The organism is Brevibacillus daliensis (assembly GCF_021245735.1).
Lineage (GTDB): Bacteria > Bacillota > Bacilli > Brevibacillales > Brevibacillaceae > Brevibacillus_B > Brevibacillus_B daliensis.
This window is the reverse complement of sequence record NZ_JAJISB010000012.1, coordinates 76,795-95,351: the sequence shown is the minus strand read 5'-3', so window position 1 is coordinate 95,351 and position 18,557 is coordinate 76,795. Positions and strand designations below refer to the sequence as shown.

Below are 18,557 nucleotides of genomic sequence, written 5' to 3'. Positions count from 1 at the left end.
TTCAATGATATATTCCCTGATTACTAAATTTATTAAAAAATTTAAAAGAGGCTAAAAATACTTGAAGCTTACGTTACGTCATTTTATATAATGTTTAGTAACAGCTTTTTCAATCATCCTCGAAAGATATGAGAATTACAATAGGAGGTTTTTAGATGAAACAAGGAGATATTATTATTTATGGATGTGTCATTATAGGTGCGGGTATTGGACTGATACTTGATCATGCATTTCCTGGTGTACTGATTGGCTTAGGAGTAGGATATTTACTTCGTAATTCTTTCGTAAAAAAGAATACATGAAAAAAATTATGGCTAGCGTTTAGGAAGGTAGGTTTATCAGTTGATACATATTAATAAGGTTGGAGATCTGACAGGTGTTACCGTAAGAACACTACGTTACTACGATAAAATCGGTTTATTAAAACCCGCATCCAAAACAGAGGGCGGCCATCGTTTATATACAAATGAAGATATAAAAAAACTTCAGCAGATTCAATTTTTAAAAAAGATTGGATTTCCATTACATGAGATTAAGAATATGCTCACTTCTAGTGAATGGGATTGGTCAGAAAGTTTAAAGAGTCAATTATCTTTTGTATTAAAAGAACAGGAAAATTTAAAGAAAATTGAGTTATCGTTACGGGAATTGATTCATGGAATTGCTTTAGAAGGTGAAGAAAATTGGGTCGCAATTCAGAAGACCATGCAATTATCCAGTAAAGATAAGGAAATGAAACAGCTTTATCGAGAATCTGTATTTAAACCCAGAGAAATAAAACTATGGAAAAAGGTTCCCAATATGACAAGTGACAGCCCTGATTCACTCGAATGGATTGCTCTAATCGGACAGCTAAAGCGTTATATGATGGAAGGTCCAAAAGCACCCAAAGTCCAAAATATCATTAGAAGAATGGATGAAAAACGTTTAGAGGAATTTGAAGGTGAGGATGAATTTTTAGAAAAGTTGTGGAAAATAAGGATGTCGCCAAAACAATCAGAAAAACTTAGCTTATATCCAATTGATCAGAATGTGCTTGAGTTTATGGAACAGGCATATGCATTTTTTTTGGCTGAAAAGAATAATCCTCAAGCGGAATAGGGGGGAGAATGATGAGTACAGAACCACTTCTCCTGATAGGGGGATTGGCTCTATTGGACATGTTAAGTCCTGCCATATTGGGAGTAACAGTGTATCTGCTATTAACAGATAAAGAAAGACTTACAAAACGTTTATTGGTTTATTTATTGACGGTAGCTGGGTTTTATTTTGCTGTTGGAGTTTCACTCATGTTAGGTTTAGGTTTTTTATTTGAGATTATTTCTGACATATTTCAAAATCGAATCGTAAGCTGGACGGTCTTTATAATTGGAGCGATATTATTCATCGCAAGTTTTTATGTTCCAACAAAGAAAAATCCAGAACTACCTGTACCAAAATCAACCAGCATTTTTTCAATGGTTGCTCTGGGATTTACTACTTCATTAATTGAAGTAGGTACTGCATTTCCTTATTTTGCAGCAATTGGCATTATGACTACATCTAATCTATCATGGATGGAATGGTCATTTATTTTAGCTGGATACAACTTTATCATGGTATTGCCTTCACTCGTACTGTATATCTTCTATCTCCTATTTGGTCGGTGGATGCAAAATCCTCTCAAAAAACTTCGGACGAAGATCGCTACTAGTACAGGATCGGCACTTTCTTGGATTATGTGTATTGTTGGACTGATCCTGATTTTTAATAGCCTGGATTATTTGTAATGTGTTTGGCAAGAGAATAAAAGTGGAAGTACGACTATGCATGAAAATAGAAATATCTTAAAGAAATTTAGAAGGCGATACTACAATTAAGATAGCATCGCCTATAATCTTATTCAAAGTAGAGTTATATTACTTTATTAATTCTATACAGGTAAAGAACGTAATCGCTCAGGTAAAAATGGTTCGAGTGGCTCTCTTTTTCCATGAAGCAACCATTCTCCCATTACATATGCAGTAATGGGAGCCAGTAGAATCCCATTACGATAATGCCCTGTTGCAATAGATAATCCTTGCCAATTCGGAACAGGTCCTAAAAGAGGTAAACCATCCAGAGTTGCAGGTCGAAGTCCCGCCCATGCTGTCAGAAACCTGGCTTGCTGGGTCGCTGGAATCAAGGTAGTTGCCCCATGCAGTACACTAGCTACCCCATCTACTGTTACCGCCCGTTCATAACCCGCAAAATCCTCCGTTGCCCCTATGATAATGCGATCATCTTGTTTGGGAACAAGATATCCTTTTTTTCCAAAAATCACATGACGAATCGATACAAGTTCAGAAGATACAGCAGCAATCTGACCCCTCACTGGATGTACACTAGTTTCAATACCTACATCTCTTAGCAAAATAGAAGACCAAGCCCCTGCCGTCACAACAACATGGTTCGCTCTCCATTTTCCAGCAGTTGTATCAACACCCGAAACCCGAGTTGCTGATTCTTTTATTACGTTCGTAATCATCGTGTTCTTATACATGAATACTCCTAATTGCATGCATCTTCTGACAAGGGAACGCAGTAACAATTGATTGTTTACATCTGCCTCCTGTGGGGACCAGATAGCAAGCTTTGCCTCTTTCGTGAGAGCTGGTTCCGCTTCATGTAATTCATGCTCGTCGAGTAAATGGACATCATATCCTGCTCTTTTTTGCCACTCATATCGAGAAAGAAGCCACTCTACTTCCACTCTGTCCAGTGCTATGGTCAACACACCATTAGAGGACATTTGGGCGTTAATTCCTGTATGCTGCTCTAGTTTGGCGGTCCAGCTACGATACATTTCTAACGATTTTATTCCCAGGTTGAGTAAAGGACCTGCTTCCATAAATTCCTTTAGCGGAGCAAGCATGCCAGCAGCTGCCACCGATGCCTCCCCACCAAAATCCCCCTGATCAAAAATTGCGACACTCGCACCTTGTTCAGCCAATTCTACCGCCATGGATAATCCGATTATTCCTCCACCTATGATAACAAAATCACTCTGGTTCTCTCTCATCTCTATCGTCCTCTCCTTGCTGCTTAGGTGAAATAAACAGCCAAAAAGAAACCCACCATTCACAAGAGAAGGGTGGGGTAACGATACCAAGGTTAAGAACGAACACCACTTCCCTGCGCCAGCATGATCTGGATCAGGTAAAAAGGGTCAACAGACTAGCTCTGTCCTCTCAGCCCCGTATTGTTAGGACTCCCCCAGCAGATTTCTATTTGGTTGCAGGTACTTTTTTAATCTTCATCCTTGTAATCATAGCTTTCTGGTACAGGCTCGAACTTCTCTATGTCCTCGAACTCTCGCAGACGCTTTAATTCATCGAGTGTATGAGTAAATTGGTCCCTATTCATGAAGTACTCTTCTCCATTATGGACGGCTCGAATTTGTCCATCCGCAATTTTTTCACGGATATACCACTCAGGCAATTCTAGATAAGCTGCTGTTTCAGCTACATTTAAGTACATATCAATTACTTCCCTTGCAGACGCGCTTCCAGCTCTCTCTTTTGCTTTTCATATCCCGGTTTTCCCAACAAGGCGTACATATTAGTCTTATATGCTTCTACGCCTGGTTGATCAAATGGATTTACTCCGAGCAAATAGCCGCTGATTCCGCATGCTTTTTCAAAAAAATATAAGAGCTCACCAATATGATACGCTGACAACTCCGGCAATTCAACCACTAGATTAGGAACTCCCCCATCAATATGTGCCAAGATCGTACCTTCCATCGCCTTTTTATTGACGAATTCCATGCCTTTTCCACTGAGGAAATTGAGTCCATCCAGATCGGGTTGAGCTTCTTCTATTTCTACATCGCACCTGTATTTGTCAATGGAGAGCACCGTTTCGAATAAATTGCGAGTCCCATCCTGAATAAATTGACCGAGGGAGTGCAAATCAGCAGAGAGATCAGCTGAAGCTGGAAAAATTCCTTTTCCGTCCTTTCCTTCTGATTCAGCGAATAGCTGTTTCCACCATTCATTCAAATAATGAAGTCGGGGTTCATAGTTGACCAGCATTTCGATCTGCTTCCCTTTTCGAAGTAATAGGTTTCTGAGTGCTGCGTATTGATAGCACTCATTATCCCATAGATCTGGAGTTCGAAAGCGATCGCAAGAATGTTGAGCCCCCTTCATTAATTGGTCGACATCCACTCCTGACACAGCAATTGGTAGTAAACCAACCGCTGTCAAAACGGAAAAACGACCTCCCACATCATCAGGAATCACAAATGTCTCATATCCCTCTTCATCTGCTATCTGTCTTAAGGCCCCTCGCGTTTGATCAGTGGTAGCATATATTCGCTTACGTGCTTCCTTTTTTCCATATTTCTTTTCCAGATACTCACGAAAAATGCGAAAGGCAATGGCTGGTTCAGTCGTCGTTCCCGATTTAGATATCACATTGATAGAGACCTCTTTTCCTTCCAGTACATCTACCAAATCAGCAAGGTAACTGGGACTACTATTATTTCCCACATAGTAAATCTCCGGAGCTTTACGTTTTTCTTTTCGAATTGAGTTATAAAACGTATGTCCAAGTGCATCGATTACTGCCTTCGACCCCAGATAGGAACCACCAATTCCGATAATCAGCAAGACGTCTGTATCATTCCTAATTTTTTCTGCTATCATTTTTATACGTATAAATTCTGCTCGATCATATTGGTGCGGTAAATCAACCCACCCGAGATAATCACTCCCCGGTCCTTTTTTTGTATGTAACAGATCATGTGCCATCCGAATTGCAGGCTCCATATATTTCAGCTCATGTTCGTTTAAAAAAGGAGTTGCCTTGTCATAACGGAACCGAATTGTTTGATTCATATTTCGTTACCTCCCCACAACTGAAGCGGAATCTCAATATGTAATTTCAATCCAATAATTCCATTTATTCTTACTCTAGTTCCATGTAAAACAGTACTTTCCTACTCAGAAAATAATAAAATTAAGAAATCTTTAATAAGATTGGTGCAGAACTGTAACTATTTTCATTCTGATCCGTAGACTTTCATGTATGATGTTCACAAGGGGATGATAAAAATGAAAAAAAGATGGTGGGGGTTAATCACAGTTGGTGTTATTGTACTAGCTGGTGGTGGATTTTTCTGGAAGATGTCCTCCGCGGGACCTGTAGGCCCAATTGTAGCTACTGCACCCGTTACAAAAGGAGCAATTGAAAATAAGATCTTTGCTTCTGGAATCGTTAAACCAAAACAAGAAGTTACAATCTTCTCTCCTAATAACGGAACCCTGCAAAATATGGTACTTAAAGAAGGAGACAGCGTTCAACAGGGACAAGTCATTGGCCAATTGGATATAACTGATACAACTAGTGAAATGGCAACCATTGATGCACAAATAGTGGGACGACAGGCTGAGTTGAGCAAACTGACCGGTGGCAAAGAACCTGAGTTGATCGCACAGCAACAGGAAAAAATTAATCAAGCTAAAGCACAGGTGGCTTCCGCACAACGGGAACATGACAGAATGAAAGCCCTGTTAGATGCTGGTGCTGTCCCAGGTCAGGATTATGACAAGGCAAAAGAAGCACTGCAACAAGCAAATTCATCGCTCAGCCTAGCTGTTAACGACATGGCACTTACAACTAAGGGTCCTAAACAGGCTGATTTGGCTTCCGTTCAAGCTCAAATCAAAGAACTTGAAATTCGCAAGGCTGAACTTATGAAAAAAGATAATAATAGCAGCGTTACTGCACCTTTTGCTGGAACAGTCCTTAGTTTAGTTGCCAAAAACGGACAGATGGTAAGCAAAGGCTCCGAAGTTCTTACATTGGGTGATCTTAACAAATTAAGTATTGAAGCACAGATAAGCGAATCAGATATTCCAAATATAAAGCTGGGACAAAAAGCAGTTGTTTCAGGTACTTCTATGGGAAAAGAAACAGCTTCTGCGACAGTTACTAAAATTTCTCCTATGGCTTCTAAGGAACAAAAGGGAGAAACAACTGGTAAAACAAAAGTAAATGTAACACTTGAGCTAGACAAAGCCGTTTCGATATTAAAACCTGGTTTTAATGTAGATGTAGATATTATGGTTGAAAACAAAGAAAACATTCTTGTTGTTCCATTTACTGCACTTGTGGTAGAGGGAGAAACGTCCTATGTATGGGTATCAGAAAATGGTATTGCGAAGAAGCGTACAATTACAACCGCAATGGAAAGCGATATTCTTGTTGAAATAAAGAGCGGTCTACAAGAAGGGGATCAAGTAATCACCAATCCAACCCCTTTTATTACGGAAGGTTCACCTGTTATCTCCTCTGCTGAGATGCCCGTTGCGCCTTAAGGAGGGACTGACATGCTAACCGTTACCAATATGCAAAAAACCTTTAAAACGGGTGATACTGACCTACACATCCTTAAAGGGGTTAACTTTCAGGTTAACCAAGGAGAATTCGTAGCAATTATGGGTCCGTCTGGTTCAGGTAAATCTACTTTCATGAATATGCTTGGATGTTTAGATCGTCCTACATCTGGCTCTTACATACTGGAAGATGTAGAAGTTACGAAGCAGAATGATAATCAACTGGCTGCTATTCGCAATCAGAAAATCGGCTTTGTCTTTCAGGCATTTAACCTGTTGCCACGAGTCTCAGCAACACGTAACGTGGAATTACCCATGCTATATGCCGGAGTCTCAGCAAAGGAACGCAAACAACGCGCCATAGAATCACTGACTAAAGTCGGCTTGAAAGACCGGCTTGACCATAAACCTCCACAGATGTCAGGTGGGCAAAAGCAACGTGTAGCGATCGCCCGTGCACTTGTAAACAGACCGGCTATTCTGCTTGCTGACGAGCCTACAGGTAACCTAGATAGCCATTCAACGAACGAGGTCATGGCAATCTTTCAACAACTGCATGCACAAGGTGTTACCATTATTCTGATTACGCATGAGCAGGAAGCAGCAGATCACGCTGAGCGAATTGTTATATTTAAAGATGGTGTAATCGTAAGTGACGAACCAGTAAAAAACCGTATTTTTGCTACTCCCGCTGAGAATGAGGTGATGGAGACATGAATTTAATGGAAAGCTTCCGTCTTGCCGTCAGCGGTATATGGTCCAATAAACTACGATCTTCCCTTACCATGCTAGGTATTATTATCGGGATCGCCTCCGTTATTACGATCATGACCCTGGGAAAAGGCGGTCAAGCTATGGTGGAAGGCCAGTTTGGTGCGTTAGGAAAGACCAACTTTAATACTTATGTAAAATGGGATTCTACTGAGCCAAGTAGTTCTGATGATTTGACGATAGAAGACATTGATATGTTGCAAAAGCTTAATCCATATGTAAGTAATGTTGGCGGGATGATTCGATCTGGCGATATGGTAAAAGATAAGAAAAAGGATATTAACACGGACATCATGGCTGTCACCCCTTCTTATTTGGAGATGAATTCTACAATTAAGGTCCAACAAGGGCGTTTTATTAATGAAGAGGATAACAAGGGTGAACGAAATGTTGTCGTCCTGGATAAAGGACTCGCCAATAAGCTGTTCCCATCAGGGAATGCTATCGGACAGCGTATTAGAATGTCAGATCAATCCTATGTGGTCATTGGGGTTGTCGGTGATACGATGAGCTTTGTCGGTGGTGGGTTTGAACAAACTTTGCTCTATATGCCTATTCGTACAATGGCATCAACGATGGAACATCCTTATGTTCAGAGGTTAGACTTAATGGCAAAATCTGAAGAAATGTTGCAACCAGCCATGGATTTTACCAAAAAATATTTGAACCGCGTGCATAAGCATGAAGACCATTATGAAGTCAGAAGTGTGGCTGAAGGATTCGCAGAAATTAATAATATGCTGTCTATTCTTACAATGGTTTTTGCTGTTATCGCTGGTATCTCCCTCCTGGTTGGAGGAATTGGGGTTATGAACATCATGCTTGTTTCTGTAACCGAGCGTACTCGCGAAATTGGTATTCGAAAAGCATTGGGAGCCAAGAAGCGAGATATCCTTATTCAATTCCTGATCGAATCAGTCATTGTTTGCCTAATCGGTGGTTTCATTGGTATTTTGTTAGGTACAGGCTTGGGAGCGATTATTATGTCCTTTGCTAGTATGCCATCTGTAACCTCATGGGAGGGTATTATTATTGCCTTTAGCTTCTCCAGTGCCATTGGTATCTTCTTCGGAATGTATCCGGCGAATAAAGCGGCGAAGCTTGATCCTATTGATGCGTTGCGATATGAGTAGATAGTTTTTTGTTATATGTTTGAGAAACGCCTTCCTTTCTGAAAGGAGGGCGTTTTTTTGATTTGTGGTGAACCATCTGTAGTGGAGGCAGAAGAAGCATATTTTTTTGGCTGTAAACTCGTTAAGGTCCATGCAAGGAAGACTATTCTGTCCGCTTCGCAATACAGAGTTCGGAAAGTGCAAAAAGTAGCGTAAGCTACGCTGTATTTCATGGGTTGCACTTTTTTATCCTCACTCTGTGTTGCTACGCTGAGTAGGACCTTAAAGGTTTCTGCCCAAAAAATATGCTTCTTCTGCTACAGGCTGTTGAGGTGGACACAAAAATTATGCTAGCCAGTTCACAGGAGTCAGAGCACTAGCACAACCAAAAACATAAAGCCCTCCTAATCATGTATAAATGGATTAAGAGGGCTTTCTTATTCATTATTAATTATTACTTATTCATTGTTACTTGTTGCTTTCTTCTTCCTTGCATTCAAGCGGTCCACTACAGAACGTCCACGTTCTTTTACGCTTTCTTCACGAAGCTGTAGCTGATTTCGTTTCAGCATGCCGTTTTTGGAGGTGTCAGGGCGTTTTTCTTCCTGTCTCACGAATATTTTCCGCTGCCTTTCTTATCGTAATCGGCTAGAAGTTCTGCGAAGCTCTTATTTTTTTCGCGCTCCTCTTTCTCTTTTATACGACGTTCTTTTTCTGCTTGTTCCTCTTGTTCTTTTGTTGCTTTTATTTGTTTTTCCATCTGTTTTAATTTATCCAGAGCAGCTGCCCCTAACATATCCTTTAAACTGTTCCCTGATTTTTGCTCCAGTTCAGGAGTGTTATGGGGTTGTCTTGTATTCGATTGTGTACGGTTTCCACGTTTTTTAGCCATATTGATCCTCCCACTTTCATCCTTACTTCTTCATGTATTGTACCATTTTTGGTCATACTACAAGCGATTAAAATCTTAGGAGGGAATCACATGGTCCGTAATAAATCAAGAGATTTTGGTAAAACAGCAGAAATTCGAGGGCCAAAGTCTCAGTCAGAGGCAATTCGCTCGGATGGTTCCATTAATGCAGAGCCAAAGGAACGCATGAAAGAGAATCGGTAGGCGATCCATGCCAAGGAAGAAAACGAGCAAGAAATCTCATGTACCTCAGTCAGGTACAGTTATCGCGTCCTTCAATCCTATGGCGATAGATGCTACCTTGCCTCATCAGATTGATGCACCTGATTTTAAGAAAGCAGATATTCCCATGCAGGCTCCTTTTCGTAATGAATATGGGGTAATCATTGGAGACAGCTCCTATCGTTCTCCTCAGTCTCCCCTGGAAAATTGGTCAACCAATGTAGATCCATCTGTGATGGCAGGAGAACAATGGGTGCATCCAACCAATGACATTGGCTGGAATACACCTGAGAATCGGGCACGGATTGAGAAGAATAGAGAGATAGCTGATTCACCATTTCAGCACCCTGATAAAGATGTCGGGTACAAGACAGATTGATCACCTAGACCGGGCTGTTCACTTCTAGTGAATACCTCGGTCTTTTCATACTGTATCAGAACGTATAAGCTTCTGGGCTCTACTTCCTGATACAGTATGAAAAACATCCACTAAAGAAGAACCAGCTTCTTCGAAAGACTTTGATAGAAGTTTTTCTTATGAACAAAGCTTTCGTATACTCACAACCACTTTTACATTGCCTCACCTGTGTTACAATATAAGGACAATATGGAAAGGACCGATAAGCATGTCTCTCCAGCTTACTATTACGCCTGAGTTTTCTCTCGCGTATCAAAAATATGCCGGCTTTAAACCAGGTGAAACCATTCGTCTTTATGTAAGAACAGCAGGCCCAGGAACAGGTGGCCTATTCTATGCTGTTGATAAAGATGATAGGCATAAAGACGATGCCTTTTTTGATGTAGAAGGTATCCGCTTTGTTATTCGTCCCACTGATTTTTGGTATTTTGACGGAGGAACACTCTCTTATGATGAAGTATTGGGTGAATACGGATTTATGTTTCACAACCCCGGTATACCCGAGTAGAAACCAATTACCCGATCATTCGTATACCAATCATGAAGTGAATCATTCAGGAGGAGAAAGATGTCCGTAAATCCTAAAACCAAAAAAGCCAATCGCTCGATTTTCATCGTAATTGGTTTGTTTTTACTTACGAAAGCAAAAACATTACTTGCCTTGCTAAAATTTTCTAAGTTCGGTGCTACCTTCATCAGTATGGGTGTTGCCCTCTATGTATATGCAGTGTTTTTTGGCTGGCAATTTGGAGTTGCCTTGATTTATTTAATTATGATTCATGAGTTAGGTCATGTCATTGCTGCCAGGATAAAGGGAATCAAGGTCTCCATGCCTTTCTTTATCCCATTTGTCGGAGCTTTTATTAACTTAAAGGAACTACCTCGTGATGCCAAAACCGAATCATTTCTTGCTTTAGGTGGTCCATTCGCTGGACTGTTATCCTTCTTGCCTGCCATTCCGCTCTATTACTATACGCAGGAGCCGATTTGGTTACTGGTCGTTTATCTGGGGTCATTTATTAACCTGATTAACCTGATGCCAGTCTCGCCTCTAGATGGTGGTCGCATCGTAGCAGTCCTCTCACCTAACCTATGGTTTTTGGGCTTGCTAATTATGGCTGTTTTCATTTTCTACTCACCAAACCCGCTTATGATTCTGATTTTTATCATGGGCTTGTTTACCTGGTACAATCATCTTAAGAGTACATCTCAAGCAGAAACCATGGAATACGAACGGAATAAGTGGCTGGAGTGGAAAAAGGATTTGACTACTTGGATGGAATCACCACTCTCTTCTGAGGAGCGACTTGTCTTGCAACGAGAGGTAAATGAATGTTCCAAAACTGAGTTGAAAAAGCCATTTTCTTTTCCATTATTCGGTGAAGATAAAAAAATTGAGCACCAAAAGCTTGTGATGGACCGATTTTTCCTCTTTCATAAATGGGAAACTCTGACGAAACACGAAAAAGAAGAATACATGTCTGCCTGGAATCAATATGCTTACAGACCGGATGGGGATACGGAACAACTACAAACTGAGAATACAGAGAATCCTGCACCAACCGTCCTACAACAAGAATTACAACGAGCAAATGAGAAGAGTAAGAAGCTGGATGAAGAACTCTCTCATATCCAGAATTACTACAAGGCCTCTTCCTCAACCCGTTGGAAGGTACTGATTACCTACGTGCTACTATCTACTGTTCTCGCAGGCTTCTACTACTATTCCAATACACAGTTAGATGTCGTACTTCGCAGTATAATGCCCTAAAGCCCAGTAATACCTTCACATTTGAGAAAACAAAAACCGCTATCCTTCACAATCGGGTAGCGGTTTTGTCATATCAATTATTTTTTCTTTTTAATATGAGGCATCATTTTCTTGATCAATTCTTCCTCGTTTGCCCCAATAAACCAGCGTCCATTCGCATAGACAAATGCTCGTTTCAAGCAATGGCCACACATATTTTGACAGCCGATATCTACCGTTGCATCAGGAACTAATTCCTTCAGACGCTTGGCAAATTCTTCTGCATTATATCCCTTACATTCATCACAGATACGCAAATCGTTTGACATTAAGCATGTTCCTTTCTCCAGACGAAAGCCAATCATAACAGTAACCACTATAGCTCGTTTTTTTATTTGTCGCAACAAGCCTTTTGTTAATAGAGATATTTTTTCAGTAAAAGAGCTAATTGCCCCATTCCCTGCTTCATCTCCTCAATGCCCGCGTAAGCATAGGAAAGCCGCAAATGACAGCCATCAGCTGGATCATATAAATTACCAGGATTAAGCAGTAACCCTTCCTGCTTTGCTTCCTCAAATAATTTGTGCAGTGGAATTGGTTTACGTAATTGAAGCCAAATATAAAAACCGCCTGCAGGCTTATTCCAGCTAGCCAGGTCAGTAAAATTCTCCTCCAACAGCGAAAGCATCCATTCTCGTCTGATTCGAAGCTGCTTACGAACCTCATCCAGATGCTGTTCGTACAAACCACTAGACAACCATTCTGTAACTGCCCATTGTGAAAGAGTGCTAGCCCCATAATCTGTTTGCATCTTCAAATCAGCTAATCTTTCCACTACCGTAGGAGGTGCAACGATCCAACCGATACGTAAACCTGGACTTAACGTTTTGGACATGCTCCCTACATAGAGGACCACGCCTTTTTCATCCATCGCTTTCATAGGAGGAGGAGGCTCCTCATCCAGCCACAGTTCGCGATACACGTCATCTTCAATCAGGGCTAGTCTCTCCTGCTGACAGACCTGTAAAAGCTCCTGACGACGTCCTACACTCATCATAGCGCCTGTTGGATTATGAAAGCATGGGATCGTATACAACATAGAGGTCTCATGATCGTTAGTATTCGTTGTACATCGGACCTTACTCCTTACCTTTTCCCTTACATCATCTGGAAAAATACCCTCTCCATCTATTGCTACCCCTTGCATATGTATACCTGCAGAAGGCAGTAGGGTTAGTGAGTAAAGGTAACTTGGCTGTTCAATTAACATGGTTGCCCCAGGTTTTAATAAGCCAATAGCGATCAACTGAAGGGCTTGTAGCGCACCTGAAACAATCAGAATGCAAGAAGGGTCTGTTTGTATGCCTATCCTCTCCAAATGTTTGCTGATCTGTATACGAAGCTCTAAGAGCCCTTTTGGCTCCAAATACCCCATGCTATGTATATGATCTCTGAGTGATCCTAAAATTTGTGTCATCTGCTTATGCGGATACCATTCAGGAGAGGGCTCACCTGTACCAAGTCGAATCATATCTGGCAGAAATTCTGCCCGATTTATTTGCTGGATCGTTGGGAGATTAGGCTGAATCAAGCCAGCATCCACGTAACTTCGCCAATCAAGGGAGGATAGAATACTTGGCTGGCTTACCACAATCGTGCCCCTCCCACTCTTTCCTTCGATTAGACCTGCTGCTGCAAGCTCCTGGAAGGCTGTAACCACCGTACTCCGATTAACCTGGAAAGCACTTGCCAAAGCTCGTTCAGTCGGGATTTTATAGCCGATTGGCCATTCACCTTTACTGATTTTTTCGGTCATATAATAAGCAATCTGACGATACAAGGGGAGTTTGCTCCCCCTTAATGGTTGCCAGTCGCCAATATCAATGGGGGACGGTGATGCAGTTGCTTGAAATCGGTGCGAAATTTGCCTCTTCTTCATCTCTCTCCTCCTAAGATAAAAGCACAACTTGGTTGGCTTTATACCCAACCAATTGGATGAAGACATTTCATCGGTTCTTCAGTAAGATGGGATCATCTAATATGGGGGGTCGACAACACGTGGCAATCGCTTTCTTTCACGGAGTCTTACTTGCATTCGGACTAATCTTACCATTAGGCGTACAAAATATTTTTATATTTAATCAGGGAGCAGTTCAAAAGAAATTTAGACATGCACTTCCTGCCATTCTTACGGCTTCACTTTGCGATACCTTTCTCATTATAATCGCAATTCTTGGGGTCTCAGTTTTACTCTGGAACGTAATCTGGCTAAAAACCGCCTTTATTCTCATTGGTTCCTGTTTTCTACTGTATCTTGGCTACTTTACCTGGAAATCCAGCGGGCATGCTAAAAATCAGCAAACCCAAGAACCATTATCTGCTGGCAAACAGATGATGTTTGCTGCTTCGGTCTCTCTTCTTAATCCACATGCCATTCTTGATACAATCGGTGTAATCGGGATCAGTGCCTTAACTTACAGTGAAAGCGCTGTGTACGCCTTTGCTTTCGGTTGTATTGCAGTTTCGTGGATCTGGTTTTTTGCACTTTCATGGGCAGGAAGAATAGTAGGCAAGATGGATTCTGGTGGTAGAATCATGTTTATGTTAAACCGCCTGGCTGCTATTCTTATTTGGTTGGCTGCTATTTATCTTCTCTTTTCACTTTAGTGATTCATACAGTTGATTATCGCTCACGGGCATACCTGTTTACTAGAACAGAGTGGTAAACAATAGGTAGATTCCAACTTCGAGACAACCAACAATATACAAAAGATATAAGCTTTCTTGAAAAAAGGTATAGGATACCGGTTTTCGCTTGCGATACACATAATGCAGTGTACTAAGACAAAAGACCAGAAAAAATAAAAACCACATAACTTCTCGCCCCTGTACTCTTTCATGTAGAGTTGATTTATTACTATCATAGATAGAAAATATAGATTTGCCAAGCTTTGTGCGCCAACCAACATAACAGCCCGTTCCACTATTAGAGAAGTGAAACGGGCTGATTTTTATGTTATTCCGTTTTCTCTTTTTCAAAATTACGCAGGATCGCTAACTCAACCCGACGGTTTTTAGCTCTTCCCTCTGCTGTGTCATTTGAAGCTGTCGGGTGATACTCCCCGTAAGCAATGGCACTAAAATTGCGTGGGTCCAGTTTTTTATTTTCCAATAAGATAGTCATAAAATTAAGAGCCCTCTGGGAACTAAGCTGCCAATTGGATGAAAACTGACTATTACGTATAGGAACATTATCCGTATGTCCAGAGACTGTTACACGTCTTCCATCCGGCTCCAATAGCTTGGATATTTCACTAGCAAGTTCCTTGGCGTCAGCTCGAACCTGTGCACTACCTGATGCAAACAAGGCATTATCCATAATGGTAATAAGGAGACCTGCTTCTGTTACTTTTGTATGTAGCTTGCCAGTCAGGCTGTTTTCTTCCAGATATATGTCCAATTGTTGTTTTAATTGTTCCAGCTTCTCCGTTTCCTGCAAAAAATTCATCTGTTGTTCGTACTTCTTTTTCTCAACAAGTTGAATATCAGCATTTCCCCCTATTGGTGAGGTGGAAACTGGATTGACGGGATCTACTGGTGAAGGCATATCGAGAACCCCAACACCACCAGTAAGTGCTGAATTAAATGAATTCATCATCTGTTGGAATTTCTGTGAATCCACAGAGCTCGATGCAAATAGAACAATAAACAAGGCTAGCAGCAAAGTAAGAATATCCGCGTATGGAATGAGCCAGGACTCATCAATATGTTCGTCATGCTTTTTCTTACGTTTAGCCATCTAATTCTGCTCCTTCCTCCCTCGCTGCGTTCTTAGCCACACTCCGTTCTCTTAGAGGAATGTATACCAGTAGCTTCTGTTCAATAGCCGTCGGAGAAACACCAGCCTGGATGGATAACAATCCTTCAATCATAATTTTTTTCACTTCAATTTCACGAGCAGATTTACGCTTTAGTTTGTTAGCAAATGGATGCCAGAGCACATATCCAGTGAAGATACCTAATAGTGTAGCAATAAAGGCAGCTGAGATAGAAAGACCCAACATATCAATATCAGCTAAATTACCCAAAGCGGCAACAAGACCAATAACGGCTCCCAATACCCCTAGTGTAGGAGCATATGTACCTGCCTGCGAAAAGATCAAAGCACCACTGGCATGACGCTCTTCAATCGCATTAATTTCTTCTTCCAATACTTCTCTTACAAAATCAGGCTCCCCGCCATCAATGATCATTTTCATGCCATTACGCAAAAACGGGTCTACAATTTCATCAGCCGTATTCTCCAGAGCAAGCAATCCTTCTCGACGAGCTACCCCAGCCCAATTCATAAACTGAGATACCAATTCACGCTTGTTATGCTCCTGTTTTTCTTTAAACAGAATGGCAAACAGTGTTGGAACCCGTTTTAACTCTGCCATAGGGAAGCTAATGCATACTGCGGCAATCGTACCTACAAGAATGATAAGAATGGCGGCAGGGTTGATCAAGGCTAAAAGACTTGCTCCTTTTAGGTACATCCCTACAAATACTGCCACCACCCCAAGAATAACCCCTATAATAGTCGACTTATCCATTAAGACACTTCCTATTCCCCGAAAAATAAACACTCTCTATAATCTATTTCGGTAAACACGAGGGAATTTATGAGTATAACTTAACGAGATTACTGACAAAAAACCGTCAGCCAACAAAATATCACTCTCGTTGGCTGACGGTATCACTTTACTTATTTTATAAACTGCACAGGTATACTGGTTGGTTGCAGTGCTGCAAAGGTATAGCCCTGTTTTTTCAGATTAGCAATCATCTGTGGAAGCGCCTTAGCTGTATTTGCCTTTGAACCGGCATCATGCATGAGTACGACAATCTCTTTTTTGTTGCCAATCCCGTTATTTACCCTGTTTAATACATGTGAAACGGAGTATGTCTTGGATTCCGCATCCCCTGAGCTAACATTCCAGTCAAAATGGCTGTACCCGCGTTCTTTCACCCCTTTAACCAATTCAGGCATAATCCATTTTTTCGCATTGTATCGTTTGGGGTCTTGTGCATCTTTACTCACATTGTTATTGCTTCCACCTGGAAAACGAACAAGGAGGGTTTTTTGACCCGTGACTCGCTTAATCTCATCCTCTGCTTTTTTCAAATCTGCAAAAAAAGCCTCTGGACTCTTATAAATCTGATTGTAATTGTGCGAATAAGAATGATTGCCAATAGCGTGCCCTTCCTGGACCATTCTCTTTATAATCGCTTCATTCCCTTTTACGTTTTTTCCTAAAAGGAAGAAAGTAGCTTTTATATTATGTTCCTTCAAAGTATCCAAAATCTGTGGTGTGATGGCAGATGGACCGTCATCAAACGTCAGATACGCTACTTTTTGGTTAGGTGCAGGTGTTGGCGTTGGTTTAGGTGTTGGTGTTGGCGTCGGTTCTGGTTTCGGTTTTGGTTTTGGTTCTGGTTTCGGTTTTGGTTTCGGTTCTGGTTTCGGTTTTGGTTCTGGTTTCGGTTCTGGTTTTGGATCAGTTATCCCAGGCGTCTGTGTAGTATCTGGCTTAGTTATTGACTCCTTGCCAGGTATAGCAGGATTGGGAGTTGGCACCGGTTCTAGGTCTGATTTTGGAACTGGAAACGGGTAAGTAGGTAAGGGCGCCAGCTCTGGCGTTGAAGGTGAAGGCTTACCAGTCTCTACAGGTTTTTCTTTAACCTGTTCCTTTTCAACTGGTCCCGTACTAACAATGGCTGCACGATTCTCTTTTCCCTTATTACTATAGATCAAATACTTCATACGATCCTGTTTGAACGTTTCCAGATCTTTGGCATACAATTCTTCCATCTCTTGTATTTGTTTATTCGCGTTTAGAGCGAGACTATTTACCTGCTCTACAGTTAAGTTCCCCTCTACCCTATGTAGCTCTGTGAGCTCTTTTGCATACATGAAGGTATACAATCCTGTTCGAGCCGGATTAAAGGTATGGTAATCCGTTATCGTCAGGGTAACGCCTTCTTTTCCATCACGTATTTCCGGGGAAAATGTAGCTCCGGGTAGCTCGGCCTTATTTAACATTGCAGCATAGTTCTTCCCACTAGCTCCCTCAATACCAATCCACTTAGCATCCGTTTTTCCCCATACACTTCCTATTCTTTCTCTATTAGCCGGGTAGCTGAAGACAGAGGCTATGTCAGGAAGATTAGGTGAAATCGGCGCCCATGTTAATCCTGTATCCTGAAAAATCATGCCACGTTCGTAATAATCCATGGGAACAACTGTTACTTGTGCTCCAATTTTTTGATTAAAATAAAGGGCTAATTCCCCAATTGTCATCCCATGGGCATGTGGAAGTTTCGTCACTTCTCCTACAATATTTCCATATGAATCCACATCTCGAAGTTGAATAGGTCCCTCTACCGTAATTCCTCCAATTGGGTTTGGTCGATCAAGGATAATGATCGGCTTGTTATTTTCCATCGCAGCCATCATTGCATCATAGAAGCTATATAGATTAGGATCCCAGCTTGTTCCCGCACTCTGGATATCATACAGAAGTACATCTATGTTCTTTAACATAGCAGGAGTAGGCTTCTGAGTATCATCGTCCAAAACGTAAACAGGAATACCCAATTGCTCATGATTATATGATTTCACATATATTTCCGTTGGTACACTTCCAACTAAACCGTATCTAGGCGCAAAAAGAGTCGTTAACGTTGCATTTTTATATGACGAAAGGACATCTACCATACTCTGTCCTTTTCCATTTAATCCAGACTGATTCGTAAAGAGTCCGACACGCTTCCCATCAATTAGCTGCGAATACTTTGCAAGTAACACATCGTCGCCTAGTTTAACGGCTAATGGTTTCGCAAATGAATTTTTATCGGAGACAAGCATTAACATAAGTAATAAAGAAAAAAATAATAGTCCTTTTCGCATTAGCTCCAGTATCCTTCCCAGTGGTCTCTTCGCTATTATCTCTATAGTAAGTGAGACTCT

The 18,557-nt window shown here is 41.2% G+C and carries 21 protein-coding genes and 1 riboswitch; of the genes, 11 read left to right on the top strand and 10 right to left on the bottom strand.

Going from position 1 to position 18,557, the window contains the following annotated elements; genetic code table 11:
* Positions 1-155 precede the first annotated feature (155 nt).
* From LM917_RS11835 to LM917_RS11825, 3 genes are read left to right on the top strand one after another with little or no spacing between them, the layout of a single operon-like run.
* Positions 156-302, top strand: a complete 147-nt coding sequence (locus LM917_RS11835; protein WP_232697720.1) for a hypothetical protein — start codon at positions 156-158, stop codon at positions 300-302.
* A 40-nt stretch (positions 303-342) separates the two neighbouring features.
* Positions 343-1,101 (top strand): MerR family transcriptional regulator, encoded by a 759-nt coding sequence (locus LM917_RS11830; RefSeq protein ID WP_232697719.1) that lies wholly within the window; start codon positions 343-345, stop codon positions 1,099-1,101.
* Between the two features lie 11 nt (positions 1,102-1,112).
* Positions 1,113-1,769 (top strand): GAP family protein, encoded by a 657-nt coding sequence (locus LM917_RS11825; RefSeq protein ID WP_232697718.1) that lies wholly within the window; start codon positions 1,113-1,115, stop codon positions 1,767-1,769.
* A gap of 143 nt (positions 1,770-1,912) precedes the next feature.
* On the opposite strand, the gene thiO is transcribed toward LM917_RS11825, so the two are convergent.
* From thiO to LM917_RS11810, 3 genes are all read right to left on the bottom strand, one after another.
* Complete coding sequence (thiO, locus tag LM917_RS11820; protein ID WP_232697717.1) at positions 1,913-3,040, bottom strand: glycine oxidase ThiO; 1,128 nt, start codon at positions 3,038-3,040, stop codon at positions 1,913-1,915.
* A gap of 93 nt (positions 3,041-3,133) precedes the next feature.
* Positions 3,134-3,246: riboswitch (TPP riboswitch) on the bottom strand.
* A gap of 21 nt (positions 3,247-3,267) precedes the next feature.
* Entirely contained in the window at positions 3,268-3,498 is a 231-nt protein-coding gene (locus LM917_RS11815; protein ID WP_232697716.1) for a MerR family transcriptional regulator, read from the bottom strand.
* A gap of 5 nt (positions 3,499-3,503) precedes the next feature.
* Complete coding sequence (locus tag LM917_RS11810; RefSeq protein WP_232697715.1) at positions 3,504-4,862, bottom strand: glucose-6-phosphate isomerase; 1,359 nt, start codon at positions 4,860-4,862, stop codon at positions 3,504-3,506.
* A 216-nt stretch (positions 4,863-5,078) separates the two neighbouring features.
* Between LM917_RS11810 and LM917_RS11805 the strand changes: the two genes are divergently transcribed.
* The 3 genes from LM917_RS11805 to LM917_RS11795 are packed head-to-tail and all read left to right on the top strand — an operon-like array spanning position 5,079 to position 8,266.
* Positions 5,079-6,344, top strand: coding sequence for an efflux RND transporter periplasmic adaptor subunit (locus tag LM917_RS11805; protein WP_232697714.1), 1,266 nt, complete (start codon positions 5,079-5,081; stop codon positions 6,342-6,344).
* Between the two features lie 12 nt (positions 6,345-6,356).
* Positions 6,357-7,079, top strand: a complete 723-nt coding sequence (locus LM917_RS11800) for an ABC transporter ATP-binding protein (protein WP_232697713.1) — start codon at positions 6,357-6,359, stop codon at positions 7,077-7,079.
* Positions 7,076-8,266, top strand: a complete 1,191-nt coding sequence (locus LM917_RS11795; RefSeq protein ID WP_232697712.1) for an ABC transporter permease — start codon at positions 7,076-7,078, stop codon at positions 8,264-8,266. Before LM917_RS11800 ends, LM917_RS11795 begins: the two co-directional genes overlap by 4 nt.
* Before the next feature lie 437 nt (positions 8,267-8,703).
* Here LM917_RS11795 and LM917_RS11790 read toward each other — a convergent pair whose 3' ends face one another.
* Positions 8,704-8,859, bottom strand: a complete 156-nt coding sequence (locus tag LM917_RS11790) for a hypothetical protein (protein ID WP_232697711.1) — start codon at positions 8,857-8,859, stop codon at positions 8,704-8,706.
* Positions 8,856-9,137 carry a DUF3886 domain-containing protein gene (locus LM917_RS11785; protein ID WP_232697710.1) on the bottom strand — a complete coding sequence of 94 codons (282 nt, stop codon included), beginning with the start codon at positions 9,135-9,137 and terminating at the stop codon, positions 8,856-8,858. Before LM917_RS11785 ends, LM917_RS11790 begins: the two co-directional genes overlap by 4 nt.
* A 90-nt stretch (positions 9,138-9,227) precedes the next feature.
* Between LM917_RS11785 and sspK the strand changes: the two genes are divergently transcribed.
* The 4 genes from sspK to LM917_RS11765 all read left to right on the top strand — a co-directional run bounded on the left by sspK (position 9,228) and on the right by LM917_RS11765 (position 11,566).
* A complete protein-coding gene (sspK, locus tag LM917_RS11780) occupies positions 9,228-9,359 on the top strand; it encodes a small acid-soluble spore protein K (RefSeq protein ID WP_232697709.1) in 132 nt (43 codons plus the stop codon).
* Positions 9,360-9,438: 79 nt separating this feature from the next.
* Positions 9,439-9,756, top strand: a complete 318-nt coding sequence (locus tag LM917_RS11775) for a DUF3905 domain-containing protein (protein ID WP_232697823.1) — start codon at positions 9,439-9,441, stop codon at positions 9,754-9,756.
* 247 nt (positions 9,757-10,003) lie between these two features.
* Positions 10,004-10,303, top strand: coding sequence for an iron-sulfur cluster biosynthesis family protein (locus LM917_RS11770; protein WP_232697708.1), 300 nt, complete (start codon positions 10,004-10,006; stop codon positions 10,301-10,303).
* 60 nt (positions 10,304-10,363) lie between these two features.
* Positions 10,364-11,566, top strand: coding sequence for a site-2 protease family protein (locus tag LM917_RS11765; protein ID WP_232697707.1), 1,203 nt, complete (start codon positions 10,364-10,366; stop codon positions 11,564-11,566).
* A gap of 77 nt (positions 11,567-11,643) precedes the next feature.
* On the opposite strand, the gene LM917_RS11760 is transcribed toward LM917_RS11765, so the two are convergent.
* Together LM917_RS11760 and LM917_RS11755 are read right to left on the bottom strand one after the other, a co-directional pair.
* Positions 11,644-11,874, bottom strand: coding sequence for a DUF1450 domain-containing protein (locus tag LM917_RS11760; protein WP_232697706.1), 231 nt, complete (start codon positions 11,872-11,874; stop codon positions 11,644-11,646).
* Positions 11,875-11,960: 86 nt separating this feature from the next.
* The gene (locus LM917_RS11755) at positions 11,961-13,484 is read right to left on the bottom strand and encodes an aminotransferase-like domain-containing protein (RefSeq protein WP_232697705.1); all 1,524 of its coding nucleotides are present in this window, start codon (positions 13,482-13,484) and stop codon (positions 11,961-11,963) included.
* 119 nt (positions 13,485-13,603) lie between these two features.
* Between LM917_RS11755 and LM917_RS11750 the strand changes: the two genes are divergently transcribed.
* A complete protein-coding gene (locus LM917_RS11750) occupies positions 13,604-14,212 on the top strand; it encodes a LysE/ArgO family amino acid transporter (RefSeq protein ID WP_232697704.1) in 609 nt (202 codons plus the stop codon).
* 349 nt (positions 14,213-14,561) lie between these two features.
* Here LM917_RS11750 and motB read toward each other — a convergent pair whose 3' ends face one another.
* The 3 genes from motB to LM917_RS11735 all read right to left on the bottom strand — a co-directional run bounded on the left by motB (position 14,562) and on the right by LM917_RS11735 (position 18,497).
* Complete coding sequence (gene motB / locus LM917_RS11745) at positions 14,562-15,344, bottom strand: flagellar motor protein MotB (RefSeq protein WP_232697703.1); 783 nt, start codon at positions 15,342-15,344, stop codon at positions 14,562-14,564.
* Positions 15,337-16,140 (bottom strand): flagellar motor stator protein MotA, encoded by an 804-nt coding sequence (gene motA, locus LM917_RS11740; RefSeq protein ID WP_232697702.1) that lies wholly within the window; start codon positions 16,138-16,140, stop codon positions 15,337-15,339. Before motA ends, motB begins: the two co-directional genes overlap by 8 nt.
* 152 nt (positions 16,141-16,292) lie before the next feature.
* On the bottom strand, positions 16,293-18,497 hold the full coding sequence (locus tag LM917_RS11735) for an exo-beta-N-acetylmuramidase NamZ domain-containing protein (protein ID WP_232697701.1): 2,205 nt from the start codon (positions 18,495-18,497) through the stop codon (positions 16,293-16,295).
* Positions 18,498-18,557: the final 60 nt, after the last annotated feature.

What these genes read in the sequence shown, in the direction of transcription:
- sspK (WP_232697709.1), top strand. Translation starts at nt 9,228, where the DNA reads ATGGTCCGTAATAAATCAAGAGATTTTGGTAAAACAGCAGAAATTCGA.
- LM917_RS11800 (WP_232697713.1), top strand. Translation starts at nt 6,357, where the DNA reads ATGCTAACCGTTACCAATATGCAAAAAACCTTTAAAACGGGTGATACT.
- thiO (WP_232697717.1), bottom strand. Translation starts at nt 3,040, where the DNA reads ATGAGAGAGAACCAGAGTGATTTTGTTATCATAGGTGGAGGAATAATC.
- motB (WP_232697703.1), bottom strand. Translation starts at nt 15,344, where the DNA reads ATGGCTAAACGTAAGAAAAAGCATGACGAACATATTGATGAGTCCTGG.
- motA (WP_232697702.1), bottom strand. Translation starts at nt 16,140, where the DNA reads ATGGATAAGTCGACTATTATAGGGGTTATTCTTGGGGTGGTGGCAGTA.
- LM917_RS11785 (WP_232697710.1), bottom strand. Translation starts at nt 9,137, where the DNA reads ATGGCTAAAAAACGTGGAAACCGTACACAATCGAATACAAGACAACCC.
- LM917_RS11755 (WP_232697705.1), bottom strand. Translation starts at nt 13,484, where the DNA reads ATGAAGAAGAGGCAAATTTCGCACCGATTTCAAGCAACTGCATCACCG.
- LM917_RS11815 (WP_232697716.1), bottom strand. Translation starts at nt 3,498, where the DNA reads ATGTACTTAAATGTAGCTGAAACAGCAGCTTATCTAGAATTGCCTGAG.
- LM917_RS11805 (WP_232697714.1), top strand. Translation starts at nt 5,079, where the DNA reads ATGAAAAAAAGATGGTGGGGGTTAATCACAGTTGGTGTTATTGTACTA.
- LM917_RS11835 (WP_232697720.1), top strand. Translation starts at nt 156, where the DNA reads ATGAAACAAGGAGATATTATTATTTATGGATGTGTCATTATAGGTGCG.
- LM917_RS11735 (WP_232697701.1), bottom strand. Translation starts at nt 18,497, where the DNA reads ATGCGAAAAGGACTATTATTTTTTTCTTTATTACTTATGTTAATGCTT.
- LM917_RS11810 (WP_232697715.1), bottom strand. Translation starts at nt 4,862, where the DNA reads ATGAATCAAACAATTCGGTTCCGTTATGACAAGGCAACTCCTTTTTTA.
- LM917_RS11775 (WP_232697823.1), top strand. Translation starts at nt 9,439, where the DNA reads ATGGCGATAGATGCTACCTTGCCTCATCAGATTGATGCACCTGATTTT.
- LM917_RS11825 (WP_232697718.1), top strand. Translation starts at nt 1,113, where the DNA reads ATGAGTACAGAACCACTTCTCCTGATAGGGGGATTGGCTCTATTGGAC.
- LM917_RS11770 (WP_232697708.1), top strand. Translation starts at nt 10,004, where the DNA reads ATGTCTCTCCAGCTTACTATTACGCCTGAGTTTTCTCTCGCGTATCAA.
- LM917_RS11765 (WP_232697707.1), top strand. Translation starts at nt 10,364, where the DNA reads ATGTCCGTAAATCCTAAAACCAAAAAAGCCAATCGCTCGATTTTCATC.
- LM917_RS11760 (WP_232697706.1), bottom strand. Translation starts at nt 11,874, where the DNA reads ATGTCAAACGATTTGCGTATCTGTGATGAATGTAAGGGATATAATGCA.
- LM917_RS11795 (WP_232697712.1), top strand. Translation starts at nt 7,076, where the DNA reads ATGAATTTAATGGAAAGCTTCCGTCTTGCCGTCAGCGGTATATGGTCC.